This is a genomic window from Arthrobacter sp. GCM10027362, from assembly GCF_042679445.1.
Lineage (GTDB): Bacteria > Actinomycetota > Actinomycetes > Actinomycetales > Micrococcaceae > Crystallibacter.
In genome coordinates this window covers 1-20785 of the sequence record NZ_JBHTML010000060.1, presented here as the reverse complement: position 1 = coordinate 20785, position 20785 = coordinate 1, and the positions used below count along the sequence as shown (strand labels likewise).

The 20785-nt window shown below is 69.3% G+C and carries 20 protein-coding genes and 3 tRNA genes; 21 read left to right on the top strand and 2 right to left on the bottom strand.

Annotation, left to right across the window (positions count from 1 at the left end; all coding sequences use genetic code 11):
• Window positions 1-132: 132 nt before the first annotated feature.
• Entirely contained in the window at window positions 133-1197 is a 1065-nt protein-coding gene (locus ACFQ36_RS10845; protein ID WP_377013472.1) for an alpha/beta fold hydrolase, read from the top strand.
• A 31-nt stretch (window positions 1198-1228) separates the two neighbouring features.
• Window positions 1229-1879, top strand: a complete 651-nt coding sequence (locus ACFQ36_RS10840) for an alpha/beta hydrolase (protein WP_377013470.1) — start codon at window positions 1229-1231, stop codon at window positions 1877-1879.
• Here ACFQ36_RS10840 and ACFQ36_RS10835 read toward each other — a convergent pair.
• Entirely contained in the window at window positions 1876-2103 is a 228-nt protein-coding gene (locus ACFQ36_RS10835) for an RNA-binding S4 domain-containing protein (protein ID WP_377013468.1), read from the bottom strand. The two genes, ACFQ36_RS10840 and ACFQ36_RS10835, sit on opposite strands and share 4 nt — an antisense overlap.
• A gap of 51 nt (window positions 2104-2154) precedes the next feature.
• Here ACFQ36_RS10835 and ACFQ36_RS10830 point away from each other — a divergent pair, with 51 nt between their 5' ends.
• The 19 genes from ACFQ36_RS10830 to ACFQ36_RS10740 all read left to right on the top strand — a co-directional run bounded on the left by ACFQ36_RS10830 (window position 2155) and on the right by ACFQ36_RS10740 (window position 20336).
• Window positions 2155-3210: a DMT family transporter gene (locus ACFQ36_RS10830; RefSeq protein ID WP_377013466.1), complete on the top strand. Its 1056-nt coding sequence runs from the start codon at window positions 2155-2157 to the stop codon at window positions 3208-3210.
• Window positions 3211-3265: 55 nt separating this feature from the next.
• Window positions 3266-4291 carry a DMT family transporter gene (locus ACFQ36_RS10825; protein WP_377013464.1) on the top strand — a complete coding sequence of 342 codons (1026 nt, stop codon included), beginning with the start codon at window positions 3266-3268 and terminating at the stop codon, window positions 4289-4291.
• Window positions 4292-4380: 89 nt separating this feature from the next.
• A complete protein-coding gene (locus tag ACFQ36_RS10820; protein ID WP_377013462.1) occupies window positions 4381-5112 on the top strand; it encodes a hypothetical protein in 732 nt (243 codons plus the stop codon).
• On the top strand, window positions 5070-6194 hold the full coding sequence (locus tag ACFQ36_RS10815) for a DUF222 domain-containing protein (RefSeq protein ID WP_377013460.1): 1125 nt from the start codon (window positions 5070-5072) through the stop codon (window positions 6192-6194). The genes ACFQ36_RS10820 and ACFQ36_RS10815 overlap by 43 nt, the downstream gene beginning before the upstream one ends.
• 181 nt (window positions 6195-6375) lie before the next feature.
• Window positions 6376-7764: a glycine--tRNA ligase gene (locus ACFQ36_RS10810; RefSeq protein ID WP_377013458.1), complete on the top strand. Its 1389-nt coding sequence runs from the start codon at window positions 6376-6378 to the stop codon at window positions 7762-7764.
• Window positions 7765-7785: 21 nt separating this feature from the next.
• Window positions 7786-8697, top strand: coding sequence for a GNAT family N-acetyltransferase (locus tag ACFQ36_RS10805; RefSeq protein WP_377013456.1), 912 nt, complete (start codon window positions 7786-7788; stop codon window positions 8695-8697).
• Window positions 8697-10016: a YibE/F family protein gene (locus ACFQ36_RS10800; protein WP_377013454.1), complete on the top strand. Its 1320-nt coding sequence runs from the start codon at window positions 8697-8699 to the stop codon at window positions 10014-10016. The genes ACFQ36_RS10805 and ACFQ36_RS10800 overlap by 1 nt, the downstream gene beginning before the upstream one ends.
• A gap of 48 nt (window positions 10017-10064) precedes the next feature.
• Window positions 10065-10877: a maleylpyruvate isomerase family mycothiol-dependent enzyme gene (locus ACFQ36_RS10795; protein ID WP_377013452.1), complete on the top strand. Its 813-nt coding sequence runs from the start codon at window positions 10065-10067 to the stop codon at window positions 10875-10877.
• Window positions 10878-10914: 37 nt separating this feature from the next.
• Window positions 10915-12096, top strand: coding sequence for a tRNA dihydrouridine synthase DusB (dusB, locus tag ACFQ36_RS10790; RefSeq protein ID WP_377013450.1), 1182 nt, complete (start codon window positions 10915-10917; stop codon window positions 12094-12096).
• Window positions 12089-13384 carry a deoxyguanosinetriphosphate triphosphohydrolase gene (locus ACFQ36_RS10785; RefSeq protein WP_377013448.1) on the top strand — a complete coding sequence of 432 codons (1296 nt, stop codon included), beginning with the start codon at window positions 12089-12091 and terminating at the stop codon, window positions 13382-13384. The genes dusB and ACFQ36_RS10785 overlap by 8 nt, the downstream gene beginning before the upstream one ends.
• Window positions 13385-13441: 57 nt before the next feature.
• Window positions 13442-15328 carry a DNA primase gene (gene dnaG / locus ACFQ36_RS10780; protein WP_377013446.1) on the top strand — a complete coding sequence of 629 codons (1887 nt, stop codon included), beginning with the start codon at window positions 13442-13444 and terminating at the stop codon, window positions 15326-15328.
• A 77-nt stretch (window positions 15329-15405) separates the two neighbouring features.
• Window positions 15406-15478: transfer RNA gene (locus ACFQ36_RS10775), tRNA-Asn, on the top strand.
• A gap of 131 nt (window positions 15479-15609) precedes the next feature.
• Window positions 15610-15682, top strand: a tRNA-Asn gene (locus ACFQ36_RS10770).
• Window positions 15683-15762: 80 nt separating this feature from the next.
• Window positions 15763-16317 carry a DUF2087 domain-containing protein gene (locus tag ACFQ36_RS10765; RefSeq protein ID WP_377013444.1) on the top strand — a complete coding sequence of 185 codons (555 nt, stop codon included), beginning with the start codon at window positions 15763-15765 and terminating at the stop codon, window positions 16315-16317.
• Between the two features lie 54 nt (window positions 16318-16371).
• Window positions 16372-17199, top strand: coding sequence for a phage holin family protein (locus tag ACFQ36_RS10760; protein WP_377013442.1), 828 nt, complete (start codon window positions 16372-16374; stop codon window positions 17197-17199).
• A 61-nt stretch (window positions 17200-17260) separates the two neighbouring features.
• Entirely contained in the window at window positions 17261-17893 is a 633-nt protein-coding gene (locus tag ACFQ36_RS10755) for a CDP-alcohol phosphatidyltransferase family protein (RefSeq protein WP_377013440.1), read from the top strand.
• Between the two features lie 33 nt (window positions 17894-17926).
• Entirely contained in the window at window positions 17927-18835 is a 909-nt protein-coding gene (locus ACFQ36_RS10750; protein ID WP_377013438.1) for a DMT family transporter, read from the top strand.
• Window positions 18836-18910: 75 nt separating this feature from the next.
• Window positions 18911-20113 carry a glycosyltransferase gene (locus ACFQ36_RS10745; protein ID WP_377013436.1) on the top strand — a complete coding sequence of 401 codons (1203 nt, stop codon included), beginning with the start codon at window positions 18911-18913 and terminating at the stop codon, window positions 20111-20113.
• 146 nt (window positions 20114-20259) lie between these two features.
• Window positions 20260-20336 (top strand) — tRNA-Ile (locus tag ACFQ36_RS10740).
• Between the two features lie 87 nt (window positions 20337-20423).
• Here ACFQ36_RS10740 and ACFQ36_RS10735 read toward each other — a convergent pair.
• On the bottom strand, window positions 20424-20785 hold a 362-nt coding region (locus tag ACFQ36_RS10735; RefSeq protein WP_377013434.1), incomplete at its 5' end, for a M23 family metallopeptidase.

Sequence of the window (20785 nt, the reverse complement as noted above, 5' to 3'; positions counted from 1 at the left end):
GTCAGGACAGAGTCGCGTCCCATCCCTCCAGCATCCCGCCGGGAAACCCCTCAGGACAATAAGGAGACACACCCTAGGGTGGCAGGCAGGCGGCCAACGGTGGTCGCGGCGGATCCGCTTCAGGAGGACGGCATGGCGCTGCTGGATGGCATTGTTTCCCGGCGGATCGAAACCTCCCGGCTGGCGGTCAGCCTGCTCGAACGCGCCGGGGACCCGGCCGGCGGGACGCCGGTGGTGCTGATCCACGGCAACTTGTCCTCATCGCTGTTCTGGCAGGAAACCATGCTGGCCCTGCCGGCCGGATACCGGGTGCTGGCACCGGACCTGCGCGGCTTCGGGGACACCGATCCGTTGCCGGTGGATGCCACCCGCGGGCTGCGGGACTTCAGCGACGACCTCGCTGCCACCTTGGCGGCCCTGGGGATCGAGGCGGCGCACCTGGTCGGCTGGAGCATGGGCGGCGGCGTGGTCATGCAGTACGCGCTGGAGCATCCGGCACTCAGCCTGGCCCTGCAGGCGCCGGTGTCACCCTACGGCTTCGGCGGCACCGCCGGTCCCGAGGGCGTGCGGCTGACCAACGACGACGCCGGCTGCGGCGGCGGGGGAGTCCATCCGGACTTCGTGGCCCGCCTGGCGGCCGGGGACCGGACCGAGGCGGCGCCCACCTCTCCGCTGGCGGTCTACCGGGCCGCCTATGTGCATGCCGGTTTCCGCTCGGAGCATGAGGACATCTGGCTGGACTCGATGCTCAGCAGCCGCACCGGGGTGGACCACTATCCGGGGGACTCGGCCGCCTCGGAGCACTGGCCGGGCTTCGCCGCCGGCACCCGCGGGGTCACCAACGCCATGGCTCCCGGCCATTTCAATGCCGGCGGCCTGGTGGGACTGGAGGACAAGCCGGACATCCTGTGGATCCGCGGCGAGGCGGACGCCATCGTCTCGGACGCCTCTGCCTTTGACATCAACTGCCTGGGACAGTTGGGGGCCGTTCCGGGCTGGCCGGGGGCCGAGGCGGCCCCGGCGCAGCCGATGATCGCCCAGACCCGGGCGGTACTGGACATGTACCGGGCGAACGGCGGCCGGTACCGGGAAGTGGTGCTGGAGAACTGCGGGCATTCGCCGCACCTGGAGTACCCGGAGCAGTTCCTGGCCGCGTTGACGGACCACATTGCCGGCACGTGCCGGAGAGCTGGTTGAAGCTTCAACTAATGTGTGGCATCATGTCTGCATGACCGAAACAACTTACAAGCCCGTCGTCGTCTGGTCCAAGCCCGAGGCCGAGCGGGCCGGCACGCCGCTGCTGGTGCTCTTCCACGGCTACCTTTCCAACGAGCAGGACCTGATGGGCCTGGTGCCCGGCCTGCCGGGGGACTTCACCGTCGCCGCGGTACGCGCCCCGGTGGCCCTGGGGCCGGGCTTTACCTGGTTCCCGCTGATGCACGAGCCGGACTTCTCCGTGGACAAGGTCACCAAGGCCGTGGCCGATGTCTGGACCTGGCTGGACTCGGTCAAGGACCAGCACAGCAGCGTGTCCCTGCTCGGATTCTCCATGGGCATGGCGGTGGCCACCTCGATGCTGCGCCACCGGCCCGAGGAGATCGCCGCCGTCGTCGGGCTCTCCGGGTTCGCCATTCCGGCGGACGGGAATCCGTTCTTCCGGGATGACGCCGTCAAGGCGGTCAGGCCGCCGCTGTTCTGGGGCCGCGACCAGGCGGACCAGGTCATCACCGCGGACAAGGTGGAATTCACCCATGCCTGGGCCAACGCGCACGTGGACCTGACCAAGGTGCTGTACACCGGTATCGGGCACGGCGTCAACGCGCAGGAACTGGCGCATGTGAAGGAGTTCCTGACCTACAAGGTGCTCAAGGGAGCCTAGCGGCGGACAACCCGCACGCTCTGGCGGTTGACGCTGACCGTGTCACCCTCGTGCAGTTGCCGTCCGCGCCGGGTCTCGATCTGCCCATTGACCTGTACCAGGCCGTTTTCGATCAGTTCCTTGGCCTCGGTGCCGTCCTCGGCCAGGTTTGCGAGCTTGAGCAGCTGGCCCAGCCGGATCATCTCATCGCGGATGGGCAGGTCTTGAATGTCATCGGGCGCCATGGATCAATCATGCCCGACGCCGCGGCCCCGTCCATGCCTTAGAGTTGCCGCGTGCCGAATTCCGTGCAGCTTCCCCTGCTCCTGGCCCTGCCCCTGGCCGTTGCCACAGGCCTGGCGATGCCCGTGCAGGGACGCATCAACGGTGCCCTCGGAGCGGCCCTGGGCGACGGACTGGCCGCGGCGCTGATCAGCTTCGGCACCGGACTGGCCGTGGTGGCGGTGATCTCGGCGGTCCTGCCGGCCGGCCGGGCCGGGCTCAGGCAGGTCCTGCCCGCCCTGCGCGGACGCCGCTTCCCCCGCTGGTACCTGCTGGCCGGATGCCTGGGGGCCTTCATGGTCTTCAGCCAGGGCCTGGCGGTGCCGGTGCTGGGCATCGCACTGTTCACCGTGGCCACGGTGGCCGGCACCGCGGTCTCGGGGCTGCTGGTGGACCGGCTCGGCCTGGGGCCGGGAGGCAGCCAGCCCGTCACCCTGCTGCGTGCGGTCAGCGCCCTGCTGGCCGTGGCCGGCGTCGCCTGGGCCGTCTCGCCGAAGCTCGGGGCCGGCAGTGCCGCCGCATGGCTGCTGCCGGTCCTGCTGCCGCTGCTGGCCGGCTTCCTGCGCAGCTTCCAGCAGGCAATGAACGCGGCCCAGTCGGTCCATTACGGCAACCCCTTTACTGCAACCCTGATCAACTTCATCGTCGGCACCACCGTGCTGGCGGCGCTGTGGGGGATCAAATGCGCCGTGGCCGGCGCCGGCCACCCGCTTCCCGCGCAGTGGTGGCTCTACCTGGGCGGAGCCATGGGTACGGTGTTCCTGGTGCTGGCGAACATGCTCGTGCGAAGCCTCGGGGTGCTGCTGGCGGGTTTGTCCACCATTGCAGGGCAGGTCCTCGGTTCCCTGGTGCTGGACCTGCTTTTCCCGGCGGCCGGCACGCAGGTGGGCGCTGCGTCCGTGCTGGGCACCCTGCTCACGCTCGCGGCGATGGTGCTGGCCACCTTGCCGTGGACTCCCGCCGCCAGGGTCCGGCCGGCCGCCGCCTTCTTGGCAGTGCGGGAGAAAGTGCGGGAGGAAGCGCGGGAGAAGGCGCAGGAGAAGGTGCCGCAGAAGGAGCTCCGGTGCTGAACACGCCGGCACTGCCGGCGTGCTTGCCGGCGGCCCAAAACCTAGGGTTGGGGTTGTGAATCCCGATCAACCCAGGCACGCCCGCAGGATCCCGCTCGTGCTGGCACTGCTGCTGGCGGTGCTCGCCGGCCTGACGATGTCCGCGCAGGGCCGGGTCAACGGTGCCCTTGGCGCCCGGCTGGGCGACGGGCTCGCCGCCGCCGTCGTCAGTTTCGGCACCGGACTGGTGCTCGTGGCGGCGCTGACCGTGCTGCCCTCCGGCGTCCGCCGGGCGCTCAAACGCGTGCTGCCTGCCGTCCGCGGGCGGAAGTTTCCGGCGTGGTACCTGTTCGCCGGAGTCAGCGGGGCCTTCCTGGTCATGAGCCAGGGCGTGGCGGTGGGCGTGGTCGGCATCGCGCTGTTCACCGTGGCCGTGGTGGCCGGCCAGTCGGTCAGCGGGCTGTTGGTCGACCGGATGGGCCTTGGCCCCGGCGGCAGGAAGTATGTGACATTGCTGCGGGTACTGAGCGCGGTGCTCACGCTGGTTGCCGTGGCCTGGGCGGTGTCCCCGAAATTTGCCGCCGCCGGTTCGGCACAGGCATGGCTGCCGGTTGCGCTTCCCCTGGCCGCGGGCTTCCTGCAGAGTTTCCAGCAGGCACTGAACGGAACGCAGACAAAGCATTACGGTTCGCCCCTGCCCGCCACGCTGATCAACTTCATCGTCGGCTTCGTGCTGCTGTGCCTTGCCTGGCTGGTCAAGCTGGCGACGGCGGGCCCGGCCGGGGCACTGCCGGCCCAGTGGTGGTACTATCTGGGCGGGCCGCTGGGATGCTTCTTCATCGTGGTGGCAGCGGTAGTGGTGGGCAGCTTGGGCGTGCTGCTGACCGGCCTGGGAATGATCGCCGGCCAGCTGCTGGGTGCCCTGCTGCTGGATGCGCTCTTTCCGGCGCCGGGCTCCGTCATTACGGCGGCGACGGTCCTGGGCACGCTGCTGGCGCTGGCGGCGATGGTGCTCGCCACGCTGCCGTGGAGGCCGACGGCCCTGCCCGCGCGCCTGCGCAAGGCGCCGGGGCGCGCGCGTTCGGCCCGCAGCAGCCGCTAGGTTCCACGCGCGGACCCGGCCGCATAATTCGTAATTATATTCCCAAATGATGCCTATTTATCGAACGCATCCGCTAATTTGATTGGACCATGGCAGGGGCACCGCTGGATCCGCCGCAGGAGCACGAGGGCTCCGCGGATCGCGCCCGACCGGTATCCGCCGGGCGGCGGATACCGGTCCCGGTGAGCGTCGGCGCCGACGTTTTGCCTGTGGATCCGGATCCGGACTGGGCGCTGCTGGAGGAGGTGCCGGACCACGAACTGTTTGCGGGCTTGGAATGGGATCCGGAAATCCGGGAGTATGTGGATCCGGACGGCGACGGTGCGGATCCTGAGGGGCCTGGCAACGGCTGGCCGGGCCTGCCCCCGGCCGTGGGTGCAGGCCCGGCCGCAGGGGAGGACCAGGACGGGCCGCGGTCCGCAGCCCCGCACGAAGCCCTGCCCGGCGCCGGCCTTGCGCTGCCGGCGCCGGTGGGCAGTCTGCTGACGTCGCTGGCCGGGCCGATCCCCGAAATGCTGACCTACGAGGAGGCGGCCTGCCAGCTGGGTGTGCTGCGGCAGCTGGAGGGGTACCTTTACGGGCGTCTCATGCGCCTGCTGAACCGGCTGGTTACCCAGGCCGAGGCCGAACAGCCGTTCGGCCGGCCGGAGCCGTTGGGCCCCGACCGGCCGGATCCTGCCCTGGCCACGGCATCGGCGGTATCCGAGGCCGCCTGCGCCTTGCGGATTCCCGAGCGGACCGCCGCAGCGCTGGTTAAGACGCCCGACGGTTGGCGAATGTGTTCACCGGTACCCTGGCCGCGGTCGAAGCCGGAACCCTGACCCGGGACCAGGCGGAGGTGGTGCTGGACCAGGCCGGAACCGTGCCGGAGGAGGCCAGGCGTGCCTTTGAAGCCGAACTGCTCGAACTGGCAGCCCGCGTCACGTCGTTGACCCGGCCCAAGTTCAGGCAACGTGCACGCACGCTCCGGGAGCGGCGCCATCCCGAATCGATCGCGGCCCGCCGGAGCAGAGCGGAAGTGGACCGGCGGGTGGAACTGCGCCCGCTTGAGGACGGCATGGCCTGGCTCGGCCTTCGACTGCCGGCCGAACAGGCCGTGGCTGCGTTCAACCGCATCCAGGAGCTGGCGATGCCCCTGCAGGGTCCTCGGGAGGCGCGCACGCTCACGCAGCTGCGCGCCGACGTGGCTGCCGACCTGCTGCTCGCGGGCGTTGCCGGCTGCGGGACCGGTGCCGGGGTCAGGGCCGAAGTGATGCTGACCATCCCGGCCCTGACCCTGCTGGGACTGGACGAGGAACCGGCCGAACTCGAAGGCTACGGGCCGGTCCCCGCCGACGCCGCCCGCCGGCTGGCCGGGCACGCGCCGTCGTTCGTCCGGCTGCCCACGGACCCGGTCAACGGGGCCGTCCTGGCGATGGACCGCAAAAAATACCGGCCTACCAAAGCAATGCGGCAGTTCCTTCGTGCCCGGGACAAGACCTGCACCTTCGCCATCTGCAACCGCAGCGCCGGGCATTGCGAGACCGACCACACCACCCCGTGGGCCGGTGGCGGACCTACGGATGTTGCCAACCTGTCCTGCGGCTGCAAGAAGCACCACCGGTTCAAGACCATCGGCGCCTGGAAGCTGAAACAGCCGGCGGCGGGCACCGCGGCCTGGACCTCGCCGGCCGGGCTGACTTACACCACCGAGCCGGAACCGTTGGCCTGCACCCCGCCGGAGCACCTGGCCACGGTCTTGGAGCGCCTCGAAATCCACGACGTCAACACCAGGCTGTCCGCCCTGTACCGCAAGCAGCGGGCGCTCCGGCGGGACGGCCCCGCCCGCCGAGCCCCCTTCCCGCCGCCGGCGCCGCCGGGCCCGGAGGATGGCCCTGCCGGCGCGGCACCCTGCCCGTTCTGAGGCCCTGCCCGTCCTGAAGGACAGGAGCGGCGCAATGAAACCGTGCCGCCGATCCCGATAGGCTAGTGTTGAAGCTTCGTTACATGCAGGCCCCTGCCCTCCCCACAGTGGACATGCAGGCCTGTGCCCGAACCACCACGGACCGCACCCAGCGGCCCTGTAAAGACTGGAGAACCACCTGATGGCAGCAGCCAAATCCAAGCTTGATCCGATCATTTCGCTGGCCAAGCGCCGCGGTTTCGTCTTCCAAGCCGGCGAGATCTATGGTGGTTCCCGTTCGGCCTGGGACTATGGGCCGCTCGGCGTCGAGTTCAAGGAGAACATCAAGCGCCAGTGGTGGCAGACCATGGTCCGCGGCCGGGAAGACGTGGTGGGCCTGGACTCCTCGGTCATCCTGCCCCGCCAGGTCTGGGAGGCTTCCGGCCATGTAGAGGTCTTTTCCGACCCGCTGGTGGAGTGCCTCAGCTGCCACAAGCGCTACCGCGCGGACCACCTCGAGGAAGAGTACGAAGAGAAGAAGGGCCGCGCGCCGGAGAACGGCCTGAAGGACATCGTCTGCGCCAACTGCGGCACCAAGGGCGAGTGGACCGAGCCCCAGGAGTTCTCCGGCCTGCTGCGCACCTTCCTCGGCCCGGTGGCCAACGAGGAGGGGCTGCACTACCTGCGCCCGGAGACAGCCCAAGGCATCTTCGTGAACTTCAACAATGTGCTGACCACCTCCCGGCAGAAGCCGCCGTTCGGCATCGGACAGATCGGCAAGAGCTTCCGGAACGAGATCACCCCCGGCAACTTCATCTTCCGCACCCGCGAGTTCGAGCAGATGGAGATGGAGTTCTTCGTTGAGCCGGGCACGGACGAGGAATGGTACAAGTACTGGATCGAAACCCGCCTGCAGTGGTACACCGACCTGGGCATCAATCCGGACAACCTGCGGCTCTTCGTGCACCCTCAGGACAAGCTCAGCCATTACTCCAAGGGCACCACCGACATCGAATACCGCTTCGGCTTCCAAGGCTCCGAGTGGGGCGAACTGGAGGGCATCGCCAACCGCACGGACTTCGACCTGTCCACCCACAGCAAGCACTCCGGCGTGGACCTCAGCTACTTCAACCAGGCCACCAACGAACGCTACATCCCCTACGTCATCGAACCGGCCGCCGGTCTGACCCGTTCCTTCATGGCCTTCCTGGTTGATGCCTACGCCGAGGACGAGGCCCCGAACACCAAGGGCGGGGTGGACAAGCGCACCGTGCTGCGGCTGGATCCGCGCCTGGCCCCGGTTAAGGCCGCGGTGCTGCCGTTGAGCCGGAACGAGGACCTCTCCCCGAAGGCCAAGGATCTGGCCGCCGCGCTGCGCCGGAACTGGAACATCGAATTCGACGACGCCGGCGCCATCGGCCGCCGCTACCGCCGCCAGGACGAGATCGGCACGCCGTTCTGCATCACCGTGGACTTCGACACGCTCGACGACCAGGCCGTCACCATCCGTGAGCGCGATTCCATGGTCCAGGAGCGGGTGAGCCTGGATAAGGTCGAGGCCTGGCTGGCCGGCCGCCTCGTCGGCGCCTAGCGGAAGCGGAGGAGAACCTGCGTGGCTGAGCTGACCTTTCGCGACTGGCGGGACGGGGACGATCTGGCCCTGCTGCAGATCTGGGGCGACCCGGAAACCGGCCAGGCCGGACAGTTCCGCGGCGTCCTGCGGCCTCCGTCGGACACGCCGTGGTCCCGCTGCATCGTCGCCGAGGACCAGGGCATTCCGGTGGCCGCCGGCGCCGTCTACGAGACCAGCCTGCACCCGGAACGGCTCTGGCTGTACATCGAGGTGGCCAAGGACCACCGGCGGGCTGGGGTTGGAACGGCCATCCTGGAGCGGTTGAAGGCCGAGGCCGCGCAGTCACCGTCCGGCGTCACCCGGCTGCGCGCCAGGGTGGAACCGGGCAGCAGCGGCGCCGGCTTTGCGGCGGCGGCCGGGCTGAAGCCGATCCAGCGTTCGCGCGTGGTCGTGGTGCAGCCCGGCGCACTGCCGGTACCGGACCTGACGGACGACGCCGGCCCGTCCCTGGACGAAGCAGCCACCGGTTCCGTGGAGCTGACCCAGGCCGTGGTGAAGTTCTACAACGGCGTCCATGACTGGGACCGATCGGACATGACCGTGGGCCGGGCACAGCAGATGCTGCTGGCCGAAAGCGCCGGCGCCTCCGGCGCCGTCGTGCTCCGGGACGCGCCCAGGGACAGGGGCGGAAAGATCGCGGCGTTCGCCATCAGCTACACGCATTCGCGCACCGACGCCCCCTCGGATGTGCTGCTCGGCTATGACCCGGACCTCAGCGACCCGGCGGCGCAAAGCGCCGTCGCCAAGCTGCTGGCGATGCTGGTGCACCAGTATCCGGTCCAGCTCGAAGTGGACGACTCGATGACGGCCCTGACCGCGGTGCTGGAACCGCTGCTGGCCGCCGGGACCGCCTCCGTGGCCGGGACCGAGACAGTTATCCTCAGCAGCTGATGGGGCACTCCCATGCGCACATCCTGGACCCGGCCCGGGACGGTGCCGGGCCGCAGGGCCCGCGCCCGCCGGCCTCGAACCGCCGGGCCAACCTGCTGCTGGCGCTGATCCTGCTGCCGGTCGCGGTGGCCACCGTGGTCGGCATGGTCCTGCTGTGGCCGTCCGGGGACCGCTCCCACCTCGCGGTGTCCGATCCGTGGGCCACCGCGCCGGGGGTGAGGTTCGATGTCGGCACGGTCCAGCGGGTGGCGACGGAAGCGTGCCCCTCCTCCCAGCCCGCCGTCGCAGCAGGCGCCGCGGCGCAGGAATGCATGGTCGCCTACACCCAGCCGGAGGCCGGAGGGGCGGAGGTTGCGGTGGAGGTGACCCCGGAGATCGTCAAGTCCCGCGGCGTGGAGGCCGGGGACACGATCCGCTACCTGAACCTCAGCCGGGTCATGCCGGAGCAGGACGGGACGTTTGTCTTCGTGGATTTCGTCCGCAGCACGCCGATCGTGCTGCTCGCGGTGCTGTACGCCGTCGTCGTCGTGGCGGTGGCGCGCTGGCGCGGCCTGCGCGCCCTCCTGGGGCTGGCCGGCGCCTATGCGGTCATGGCCATGTTCATCCTGCCCGGCCTGGTGGAGGGCAAGCCGCCGCTGCTGCTGGGGCTCGTCGGCTCCGTGGTGATCATGATCGGGGTGCTCTACTTTGCCCACGGCTTTTCGGCCCGGACCTCCACCGCGCTGCTGGGCACGCTCTTCGGCCTGGGCGTCACCGCCCTGCTGGGGGCCTGGGCCACCGATGCCGCGTACCTGATCGGTGTCGGGGACGAGGACACCTACCAGCTGGTCAACATGGGGGATCAGATATCGCTCTCCGGCATCATCATGTGCGGGCTGATCATCTCCGGCCTGGGCGTGCTCAATGACGTGACCATCACCCAGTCTTCGGCAGTGTGGGAAATGTACGAACTGGCCCCGGGGGTCTCCACACGCCGCCTCTTTGCCGGCGCAATGCGGGTGGGCCGTGACCACATCGCTTCCACCGTCTACACCATTGCCTTCGCCTATGCCGGGGCGGCGCTGCCGGTGCTGATCCTGGTGTCGCTGTATGAGCGGCCGCTGTTCGACACGCTGACCAGCGGCGAGCTGGCCGAGGAGGTCGTGCGCACCCTGGTCGGTTCCGTGGGGCTGGTCCTGGCGATTCCCATGACCACGCTGGTGGCGGTGCTGGTGGTGAAGGCGATGGGCATCCGGAACCCGGAAACGGGGCAGGATGCCGCTGCTGCCGGAACTGGCCGGCCGCCCGGCCGGCGGGGCCGGCGCCGCCTGGACGCCTAGGGACCAGGCTCCTTCCTGCAACGCTTGCTCCGCTGGCAGGATGGGTCCATGCCTCCTCTGCAGGCCAGCCCCGAACTGGCCACCTACCTGGACTGGCTCCGGTCCGCCGCCGGCGGGCTCGATGCCGGTGCCCGGCAGGCCGGGCCCGAGGCTCCGGTTCCCACCTGTCCCGGCTGGACCGTGCGGGACCTGCTGGTCCACGAGGGCATGGTGCACCGCTGGGCCGCGACGAATGTCGCCGGTTCTGCCGCCGCGGGCATGGCCGCAGACCTGACCGCGGGGGAGGCCGCACGGCTGGCCGAGGAAGCCGGCTATGCGGCGGTGGACCTGGCCGGCTGGATCCGGGACGGTGCCGCCACCCTCGAGGGCGTGCTGCGGGCCGCCCCCGCGGACGTGAAGGCCACGGTCTTCCTCAAGGACGCGCCGGCGCCGCGCGAGTTCTGGGCCCGCCGGCAGGCCCACGAAACCACCATCCATGCCGCCGACGCACTGGCGGCGGTGCTCGGCCGGGTTCCGCTGGCGGCCGAAACCGGGATTGGCGCAGCGCAGGCGGTCGACGGCGTGGATGAGTTGCTGTGTGGTTTCCTGCCCCGGGGCCAGACGCGGCTGCGCACCGACCGCCCGATGCTGGTGCACATCCGGGCCGGCGGCACGGCCTCGGCCTGGAATGTGCGGCTGGGGCCGGAGCCGCCCCGCACCGAACGTGCCGGTGCCGGTCCCGCCAACGCCGACGCCGTGATCACTGCCGCTCCCGCCGCCCTCTACCTGGGGCTGTGGAACCGCGGCAGCGAACTCGAAGTCAGCGGGGATGCCGCGGTGCTTGAGCTCTGGCGCATGCTGATGCGCGTGAGCTGGTCGTAGCGGACATGGATTTGCCCCGCTTTGAGAGAATGGGAGCGTGACTGTTACCGCTGTATCCGCCCCCGGGGCCAAGCTGGAGCTTCCGCCGCTTAAGCTTGGGCCGCTGACCATCGACGTGCCCGTGGTCCTGGCACCCATGGCCGGCATCACCAACAAGGCGTTCCGCCGGCTCTGCCGCGAATACGGCGGCGGGCTGTATGTGGCGGAGATGGTCACCTCCCGGGCGCTCGTGGAGCGCAACCGCGAGTCCATGCGCATCATTTCCCACGACGAGGACGAGTCGGTCCGCTCCGTCCAGCTCTACGGGGTGGACCCGAAGACCGTCGGCGCCGCGGTGCGGATGCTGGTGGAGGAGGACCGGGCCGACCACATCGACCTGAACTTCGGCTGTCCCGTCCCGAAGGTCACCCGCCGCGGCGGCGGCTCCGCCCTGCCGTGGAAGACCGACCTGTTCACCGGCATCGTCCAGGCGGCCACCCGGGAAGCGTCCCGCGGCCAGGTCCCGCTGACCATCAAGATGCGCAAGGGCATCGACGAGGACCACCTGACTTTCCTGGAGGCCGGCAGGATCGCCCGCGACGCCGGGGTTGCCGCCGTCGCCCTGCACGGGCGGACCACCAGCCAGTTCTACTCCGGCCAGGCGGACTGGAACGCGATCGCCGAGCTGCGCGAGGCCCTGCCGGACATCCCGGTGCTGGGCAACGGGGACATCTGGAGCGCCGAGGACGCGGTGCGCATGGTGAAGCAGACCGGGGTGGACGGCGTCGTCGTCGGCCGCGGCTGCCAGGGCCGCCCCTGGCTGTTCGGCGACCTGCAGGCCGCCTTCGAGGGCACGGACCGGCGCTTCCGGCCGGGGCTGAAGGAAGTGGCGGACAGCTTCTACCGGCACGCGGAGCTGCTCGTGGACTACTTCGAGGACGAGGGCAAGGCGCTGCGGGACATCCGCAAGCACGTGGCCTGGTACTTCAAGGGCTACATGGTCGGCGGCGAACTGCGCGCGGCGCTGGCCGCGGTGCCCACGCTGGAGGTGCTGCGCGGACTGCTGGACCAGCTGGACCACACCGCCCCGTACCCGGGGGCCGACGCCGAGGGCCCGCGCGGGCGGGCCGGCTCGCCCAAGCGCCCGGCGCTGCCGGACGGCTGGCTGGCCAGCCGGGAACTGGACGAGAACCACCGGGCGATGATCGCCGCGGCCGAACTGGACGTCTCCGGTGGCTGAGCGCGCGGTGGTCCAGCCGCAGCCGCTGACCCACGGCTACACCGAGCCGGACCAGGAACGCTGGGTCGCCGAGGTGCACAAGAACACCTACCGCACCCACTTCGAACGCGACCGGGCGCGGGTGCTGCACTCCTCGGCACTGCGCCGGCTCGGCGCCAAGACCCAGGTGGTCTCCCCGGATACCGACGACTTCGTCCGCACCCGGCTCACGCACAGCCTGGAGGTGGCGCAGGTCGGCCGCGAACTGGGCCGGAGCCTGGGCTGCGACCCGGATGTGGTGGACGCCGCGTGCCTGTCCCACGACCTGGGCCATCCGCCGTTCGGGCACAACGGCGAAAACGCGCTTAACGCCGCAGCCCACGCGATCGGCGGCTTCGAGGGCAACGCCCAGACGCTGCGGCTGTTGACCCGGCTGGAACCGAAGGTGCTGCGCGCGGACGGCTCGCCGGCGGGGCTGAACCTGACCCGCGCCAGCCTGGATGCCGCCTGCAAGTATCCCTGGACCGCTGCCGGGGCACCGGTGATCCACGGAAAGCGCACCGGCAAGTTCGGCGTCTACGAGGATGACCTGCCGGTGTTCGACTGGGCCCGCACGGGCGCGCCCGCAGGACGCTCCTGCATGGAGGCCCAGGTCATGGATCTGGCCGACGACATTTCCTACTCGGTCCACGACGTGGAGGACGCCATTGTGGCCGGCCGGTTCCAGCTGCGCTGGCTGGACAATCCGGACCACCGCAGCCGGGTGATCGGCTACACGCAGCAGTGGTACCTGCCGCACAGCGAGGCCGCCGAAGTCGAGGAGGCGCTGTCCCGGCTGGAGGCTTCCGGGGTGTGGGTGCCGGAGGCTGACGGCAGCCGCAAGGCGATGGCGGCGCTGAAGGACATGACCAGCCAGCTGATCGGGCGGTTCTGCTCCAGCGCGCTCCAGGCCACCCGGAGGATCTACGGGCCGCAGCCGCTGACCCGGTATTCGGCCGAGCTGGTGGTGCCGCACGAGACCGTCACCGAAATCGCGGTGATGAAGGGCCTGGCCACCACCTTCGTGATGACCTCGGACATCCGCCAGCCGATCTATGAGCGCCAGCGGGAAATCCTCACCGACCTGGTCACCGAACTGCACGCGGCCGGGGACCGCTACCTGGAGCCGGCCTTCGCGGCGGACTGGCGGGCTGCCGGCGACGACGCGGCGCGGCTGCGCGTGGTGATCGACCAGATCGCCTCGCTCACCGACGTGTCCGCGATTGCACTGCACGAGCGGCTGATGGGCTCGCACCGGACCCTGCTGTGATCCTGGCCGCACGGGCGGGTGCCAAAGCGGTCGGGAGGACAGCCTAGACTGGATGCCATGGCCGGACTGATCAAACGCGAAGACATCGACGAAGTCCGGCAGCGTACCGACATCAAGGACATCGTCGACGGCTACGTCACGCTCAAGTCCGCCGGCATCGGCTCGTTCAAGGGCCTGTGCCCCTTCCATGACGAGCGCTCGCCCTCCTTCCATGTGCGCCCGCAGGTGGGCACCTACCACTGCTTCGGCTGCGGCGAGAGCGGGGACGTGATCTCCTTCCTGCAGAAGATGGACCACACCTCCTTCACCGAGACCGTGGAGAAGCTCGCGCACCGGATCAACTACACGCTGCGCTACGAGGACGGCGGCACCGGGCCGCGCCGGGAGGACGTGGGCCGGCGCCAGCGCCTGCTGGATGCACACAAGATCGCCGCGGAGTACTTCCGCGAGCAGCTGCTGACCCCGGCCGGGGCCGCCGGGCGGCAGTTCCTGGCCGCGCGCGGCTTCGACCAGGCCGCCTCGGACCAGTTCGGCGTCGGCTTCGCGCCGCAGGGCTGGGACGGGCTGCTCAAGCACCTGGCAGGCCGCGGCTTCAGCCAGGACGAGCTCAGGCTCACCGGCATGTTCTCCGGCGGCGGAGCCGACAACAAGCACCGTATTTACGACCGCTTTCGCGGCCGGCTGATCTGGCCCATCCGGGACATTGCCGGGGACACCATCGGTTTCGGTGCCCGCAAGCTCTTCGACGAGGACCAGGGCCCGAAATACCTGAACACCCCCGAGACCGCGCTCTACAAGAAATCGCAGGTGCTGTACGGCATCGACCTGGCCAAGCGCGACATTGCCCGCGGCCGCCAGCTGGTGGTGGTGGAGGGCTACACGGATGTGATGGCCTGCCACCTGTCCGGGATTACGACGGCGGTGGCCACCTGCGGCACCGCCTTCGGCGCCGACCACATCAAGATCGCCCGCCGGCTGCTCTCCGACGACGGCACCGGCGGCGAGGTGATCTTCACCTTCGACGGCGACGAGGCCGGACAGAAGGCGGCGCTGCGCGCCTTCGAGGAGGACCAGCGCTTCATCGCCCAGACCTTCGTCGCGGTGGAGCCCTCCGGCGCGGATCCGTGCGACCTGCGCATGACCCGCGGGGAGGACGCGGTGCGGGCGCTGATCGCGGCCCGCCGGCCGCTGTTCGAATTCGCGATCAAGGCCACCCTGAAGAAGTTCGACCTGGACACCGTGGAGGGCCGGGTGCGCGCGCTGCGGGCCAGTGCCCCGGTGGTGGCCCGGATCCGGGATGCGGCCATGCGCCCGGCCTACGCCCGCGAGCTGGCCGGCTGGCTGGGCATGGACGTGGACGAGGTGCTGCGGGTGGTGCTGGCGGCCGGCAAGCGGCAGGCGGTGCGGGCCCACGGCGGGGCCGAAGGGGAAACCGGATCCGGGGAACCGCCCGCCGCTCCCGTCCCGGTCTTCACCCGGCCGGATCCGCGCGACCCGGTGGCGCGGATGGAACGGCAGGCCCTGGAAGTGGCCCTGCAGCAGCCGGCCCTGCTCGATGCCGACCAATGGCAGCGCTTCGCCGGGGCCCGGTTCAGCGCCCCCGCCCATGCCGCCGTGCACGCGGCCATCGGCGCCGCAGGCCAATCCGGTGCCACACCGTCGCAATGGGTGGAGCGGGTGCGCCAGGAAGTTCCGGAGGAACTGCGCTCCTTCGTTTCGGAACTGGCGGTCAGTCCGCTGCCGGCGCGCGACGGCGACGGGCTGCAGCTGTACTGCCGGGGCATCATGAACCGGATGTTCGACCTGCAGATCACCCGGCTGAAGGCCGAGAAGATGGGCCAGCTGCAGCGCATGGACCCGGCGGCGGACGCGGAGGCCTTCGCGCAGATCAACCGGGAGCTGATGGAACTGGAGATGCAGCGGCGCGCCCTGCGCGGCGACTGACCGCTGCAGTCTGCCGGCGCCGGCCGCCCCGATTTCCGTTTCGGGCCGGCCATTGTGTAGAGTTTTATCCGTTGCTTTCCCCCGTAGCTCAATTGGCAGAGCATTCGACTGTTAATCGAAGGGTTACTGGTTCGAGTCCAGTCGGGGGAGCGGATCAGGCCCCGTCCACGCGGACGGGGCCTTTTTGCGCCCGGCGTGCTCCACCCGGCAACGCCGGACCCGGCCCGGACCCCGGTTTTTGGAAACCGGAGGCGCACCTGTTACAGTTTTATCTGCTTCATTCCCCCGTAGCTCAATTGGCAGAGCATTCGACTGTTAATCGAAGGGTTACTGGTTCGAGTCCAGTCGGGGGAGCGGGAAACGGAAAACCTCCGTGCGGAATCACTTCGGCACGGAGGTTTTTTCATACCCGTAACGCGGCGGGAGGACGGATCGTGGACCGGTACCCGGAAGAAGCCAGCCCCGACTGGCGGCGGGTGTGCGCCGCCCTCGCCGGCATGGATGCCCGGAGAACCTATGCCCAGATTGTGCTGGGTGCGCCGCCGGGGGAGATCGGGGCCGGGCTGAAACCCGCGCGCCGGGACCGGGCCATTGCCACCTTGCTGGCTGCCGGACTGGTGGAACGTGCTGCCGGCGGTTCACTCGTGGCCTCGGAGACGGTTTTCCGTGAGATCCTCGCCCGGCAAACCCTGGGACGGGACACCGGAGGCATCGGGCGGTTCCTGCATGACGGGCGGATCGAACGGTATCCGGCTAACCTGGCCGAACGCCGCCGGCTGCTGGCCTGGATCGTCGCCCAGGTGGTCCGGCGGGGCGAAGACCTCACCGAGCAGCAGATCAATGAACGGCTGATGCAATACACCGACGACGTTCCGCTGCTGCGCCGGTACCTGGTGGACTTCGGGCTGCTGGAGCGCACGCGCTCCGGATCCTCCTATTCGCGTCCCGCGGACGCCGATACCGCAGCGGTGGCTGACAAGGCACAATGATAGTTTGAAAGCGGACATAGGAGCAGTACCGAACCACGGATGGAGGCAGGGCCGATGAACCGTCTTGAAAGCTCCGCTCCCGCGAAGGCCGCTCCGCGGTCCTCGCTGGCGGGCCTGGTTGCGCTGGCCGCACGGCTGGCACCCCGTCAGCTGAACGACGAACTGTCGCTGGCCGCCATTGAGCTCAAGCGCAAAGGGGTCCAGGCCGGCGTCGCAGCCGCCCTGCTCGGGGCGGCACTGGTCTTCGCCGCCTTCATGGCGGTCTCCCTGATCGTGGCTGCCATCATGGGTCTGGGCGTCGCGATCGCCCCTTGGCTGGCGGCCCTGATCCTGGCCGCCGTGTTCCTGGTGCTGGCCGCCATTCTTGGACTCATCGGCGCGGTGCGGGCCAAGAAGGCCATGCCGCTGATGCCCGAAGAGGCGCTGCGCGGAATCAAGTGGGATATCGGGGTGCTGAGCGAGGGCCGCAGCTTCGATCCTGCAACACTGGATGCCAAGCCGGCGAAGACGGAACAGCCGGAGCAGGCCAAGCCTGCGGCGCCCAAGGAACCGGCGCCGTCGCAGGCCGAGCTGATGGCGCGTACCGCCGAGCGCCGCGAGCACCTCGCCCAGCTGCGGGACGGGCTGGACCGGAAGCTGGATGTCAGGGAACAGACGGAGCGCATCAGGGAACAGACGGAGCGGATCAGGTACGAGGCCAGGCGCGCCGCGGATTCCGCGCAGCAGGCCGCTGCCTCCGGATTCGCCCGATTGGCCCAGGCCGGCAGTGCCGGCGTGGCCGTACCCCCTGCGTTCCAGGAACGCTGGAGGCCGCTGCTGGCCCTCGGGGCCTCGCTGGGTACCTTTGCCGTGCTCCTGGCCCGGCTGCTGAAGAAGAGCTGAGGCAGCCCGGGGCCTGCCGGCGGAGGGCAGGCAATGATTCGCAAGGAGGGGACAGGGCCTGATGAGGTTCATCGGTGCCGGCACCCGGCGGGATTTCGAGTACCGGGAACGCGGAACGTTCTGGACCGTGCCGAACATCATCACGGTGGCCCGTTTCCTGTTGGTGCCGGCCTTCGTCTGGTGCATTGCCGCCGGCCGGTACGGCACGGCCACCGTGGTGCTGGCCGTGCTGGGCTCCACGGACTGGGTCGACGGCTATATCGCCCGGCGTTTCGATCAGATGTCCACTGTAGGCAAATGGCTGGATCCGTTGGCCGACAGGCTGGCCCTGATCATCATTGCAATCACCTTCGTCACGACCGGGCTGGCTCCGCTGTGGCTGCTGCTGGCCATCGTTATTCCGGACAGCATCCTGCTGGTGTATTCGCTGGCCCTGTTCCGCGGCAGCCCGGACCTGCCGGTGACGAATATCGGCAAGGTCCGCACCGCGCTGCTTTTGATCGGGACCCCGCTGCTGCTGCTGCAGCGGGCCCTCGGCCCGGGCTTCGACTGGCTTGGCGTGCTGGCCTATGTCTTCCTCATCCTCGGCTGCGCGGGCCACATCGCCGCCTGGTGGGGCTACATGCTGGCCGCCACGCGCAAGCACGGCCAGCTGCATCGTGGCCAGTTCCACGACGGGCGGCTGGATGCCTAGCCCGACGGGGAACCCGAAGACAGCCAGGCGGATATGGTCTGGCTAGCGGTCACCGCGGCCCTGCTTGGCGCATTCTTCCTGGCCGTCGGCACCCAGCGGCAGGCCAGTGCCGTCCAGGCCAGCACCGGCGGGCTCCAGCTCAGCCCGCACGGCCTGCTGCGGATGGCCCGCAACCCGCGCTGGGCGCTGGGCCTGACGCTGCAGGCGGTCGGCATGGCGTTGAACGTTTTCGCCTTGGTCAGCGCCCCGCTGACGGTGGTCCAGCCGATCGGGGCCATCGCCCTGGTCATCACCACCCTGGTCAATTCCAAGGACCAGGGAATCCGGCTGAACCGGATGACGGTCGTGTCCGTCAGCGCCTGCATGGTGGGCAGTGCAGCCTTCGTCCTGCTGGCTGTCACCGTCACGGCGCACAACCAGAGTGTGACGGCCGAAGGTGAGCTGTCCGTGGTCCTGCTGCTCGCCGTCGTCGTTGCGGTGTTCATGGCCTTGGAAATGACGTTCCGGCACCGGCTGAACGCCTTCGCCTACATTCTCGGCGCGGGCATGCTCTTCGGCTTCGTGGCGGTGCTGGTGCGGATCATCGGCCTGCATTTGCTGGATCCCAACGGGCGGTTCATCGCCAATGTGCCGATCTATACCGTCCTGGCGATCGCGGCGGCGGCCGGCCTCGGGGCATGGTTCGTGCAGAGTGCCTATGCCAGCGGCCCCCCGGACCTGGTGATTGCCGGCCTGACAGTGATCGATCCGCTGGTAGGCATCTCGATCGGGATTTTCATTCTGGGTGAGCTGCAACCCAATGTCCGTCCGGCGGCCGCAATTGCCATGGTTGGTGCAGGTTTGGTTGCTATTGTGGGGGTCATTGCCCTCTCCCGGCACCATCCGGATGTCCTGCAGAAGCAGGAAGAAGCACGCCGCCGGGCCCGGGCCGCCGGTAAGTAATGTCAGAGCCAAACCTAGGTGCGCACAGAACATATGAACAGCATGGCCAGAACCGAGCAACGAGTCCTGCCTGGCGTGACTGCGAACAGCGGCACCCGCCCACTGAAGATCCTGATTGCGGCGGACACCTATCCGCCGGACGTCAACGGCGCAGCGGTGTTCGGATTCAGGCTGGCCCAGGCGATGACCAAGCGCGGCCACGACGTGCACATTATCGCCGCGCGCCCCGGCAAGGGACCCTCCTGCATCGAGCAGCGCGATGAAGCAGCAGTGCACCGGCTGCGGTCGCATTCGGTGCCCACCCATGAAACCTGGCGGATCTGCCTGCCGTGGGAGATCAAGCGGGACATCAAGCGGATTTTCGACGAGGTCCAGCCGGACGTGGTCCACATTCAGTGCCACTACATGATCGGCCAGAACACCATCGCCGAGGCTGCGCGCCGCGGCATCCGGACCATCGCGACCAACCATTTCATGCCCGAAAACCTCGAGCCCTTCCTGCCGTTTCCGCAGTGGTTCCTGGATATCGTGGCCCGCAACTCCTGGCGCGACATGGGCAAAATCATGGGCAAGGCCGCCGTGGTCACCACCCCTACCCCGCTGGCTGCCAAGGCGATGCGTGAGCATGCCCGCCTCGACAACGTGCTGCCGCTGTCCAACGGCATCGATTCGGCCAACTACGAGCTGGCTCCGGGAGAAGTGGTGCAGAAGCCGGACCATCCGACGGTTCTCTTCGTGGGCCGCCTGGCCCAGGAGAAGCATGTGGATGTGCTGATCGAGGCCGTGGGGCGGACGGACCCGGCACTGAACGTGCATCTGGAGATCGTCGGAGGTGGTGAAGTCCGGCCGGCGCTGGAAGCGAAAGTTGCCGAACTGGGCCTGCAGGGGCGGGTGCATTTTGCCGGCCATGTGGACGACGCCGCGCTGCGCCTCGCCTACCTGCGTGCCACCGTCTTCTGCCAGCCGGGAACGGCGGAGCTGCAGTCCCTCGTGTCGCTGGAAGCAATGTCCGCCAGCAAGCCCGTGCTGCTGGCCAACGCCATGGCGCTGCCGCACCTGGTCCAGGACGGCGTCAACGGCTACCTGTTCGCGCCGCGGGACTCCGCCGACCTGGCCGCCAAGCTCGAGCTCATCCTGCGCCGGACGCCGGAGGAGATCGAGGCGATGGGTGCGGCCAGCCGCGCCATGGTGGTCAAGCACGGCATCAGCAAGACGATGGACATCTTCGAGCGCCTCTACCGCGGCGGCTCGGCGGAGGATTGCCGGCCGTCCGCCTGACCCTCCGTCAGCCCCGAATACGGCAGGCCGGCGGCGCATCCGGTCCGGGGGCGAGCGGTCGGCGCAAAAAGCAATTACTATGGCTTAGTCGCAGTGTTCCGCAGCGCCGTCCGGATCTTCCGGCCGCATGCGGTACCGGCGACCAGGGGGCGGTAGCTCAGCCGGTCAGAGCAGAGGACTCATAATCCTTTGGTCGTGGGTTCAAGCCCCACCCGCCCTACCAGGACCCGGTGCCCGGACGGTGCCGGTGGCGCCCGCCGGCACCGCGGCCCCCTCGGCATCACTGATCCTTTGTGTCACCTCCTGTGTGTCACCTCCCCTCCGGTGGCCGCGGCAGCAGCACGGACGGGCGCAGGTCGGTGACGAACTGCAGCGGATTGATGTACTGCTCTCCGCGCCGGACGCCCCAGTGGATGCAGGGGCCGGAGCAATGGCCCTGGCCGGAGAGCCGCCCAACCGGGTCCCCGCGTGCCACCGCATCCCCCTTTTTCAGGTCCGACGCCACCGGTTCGAAGCTGCTGCGCAGTCCGTTGCCGTGATCGATGGTGATCACCGGACGGTCCACCACCCAGCCCGCAAAGCTGATGGTGCCCGCAGCCGGCGCGGACACGGCCAGGCCCGGGGCGGCGGCCAGGTCCACGCCGCGGTGGCCGCCGAGCCAGGGCTTCGGCG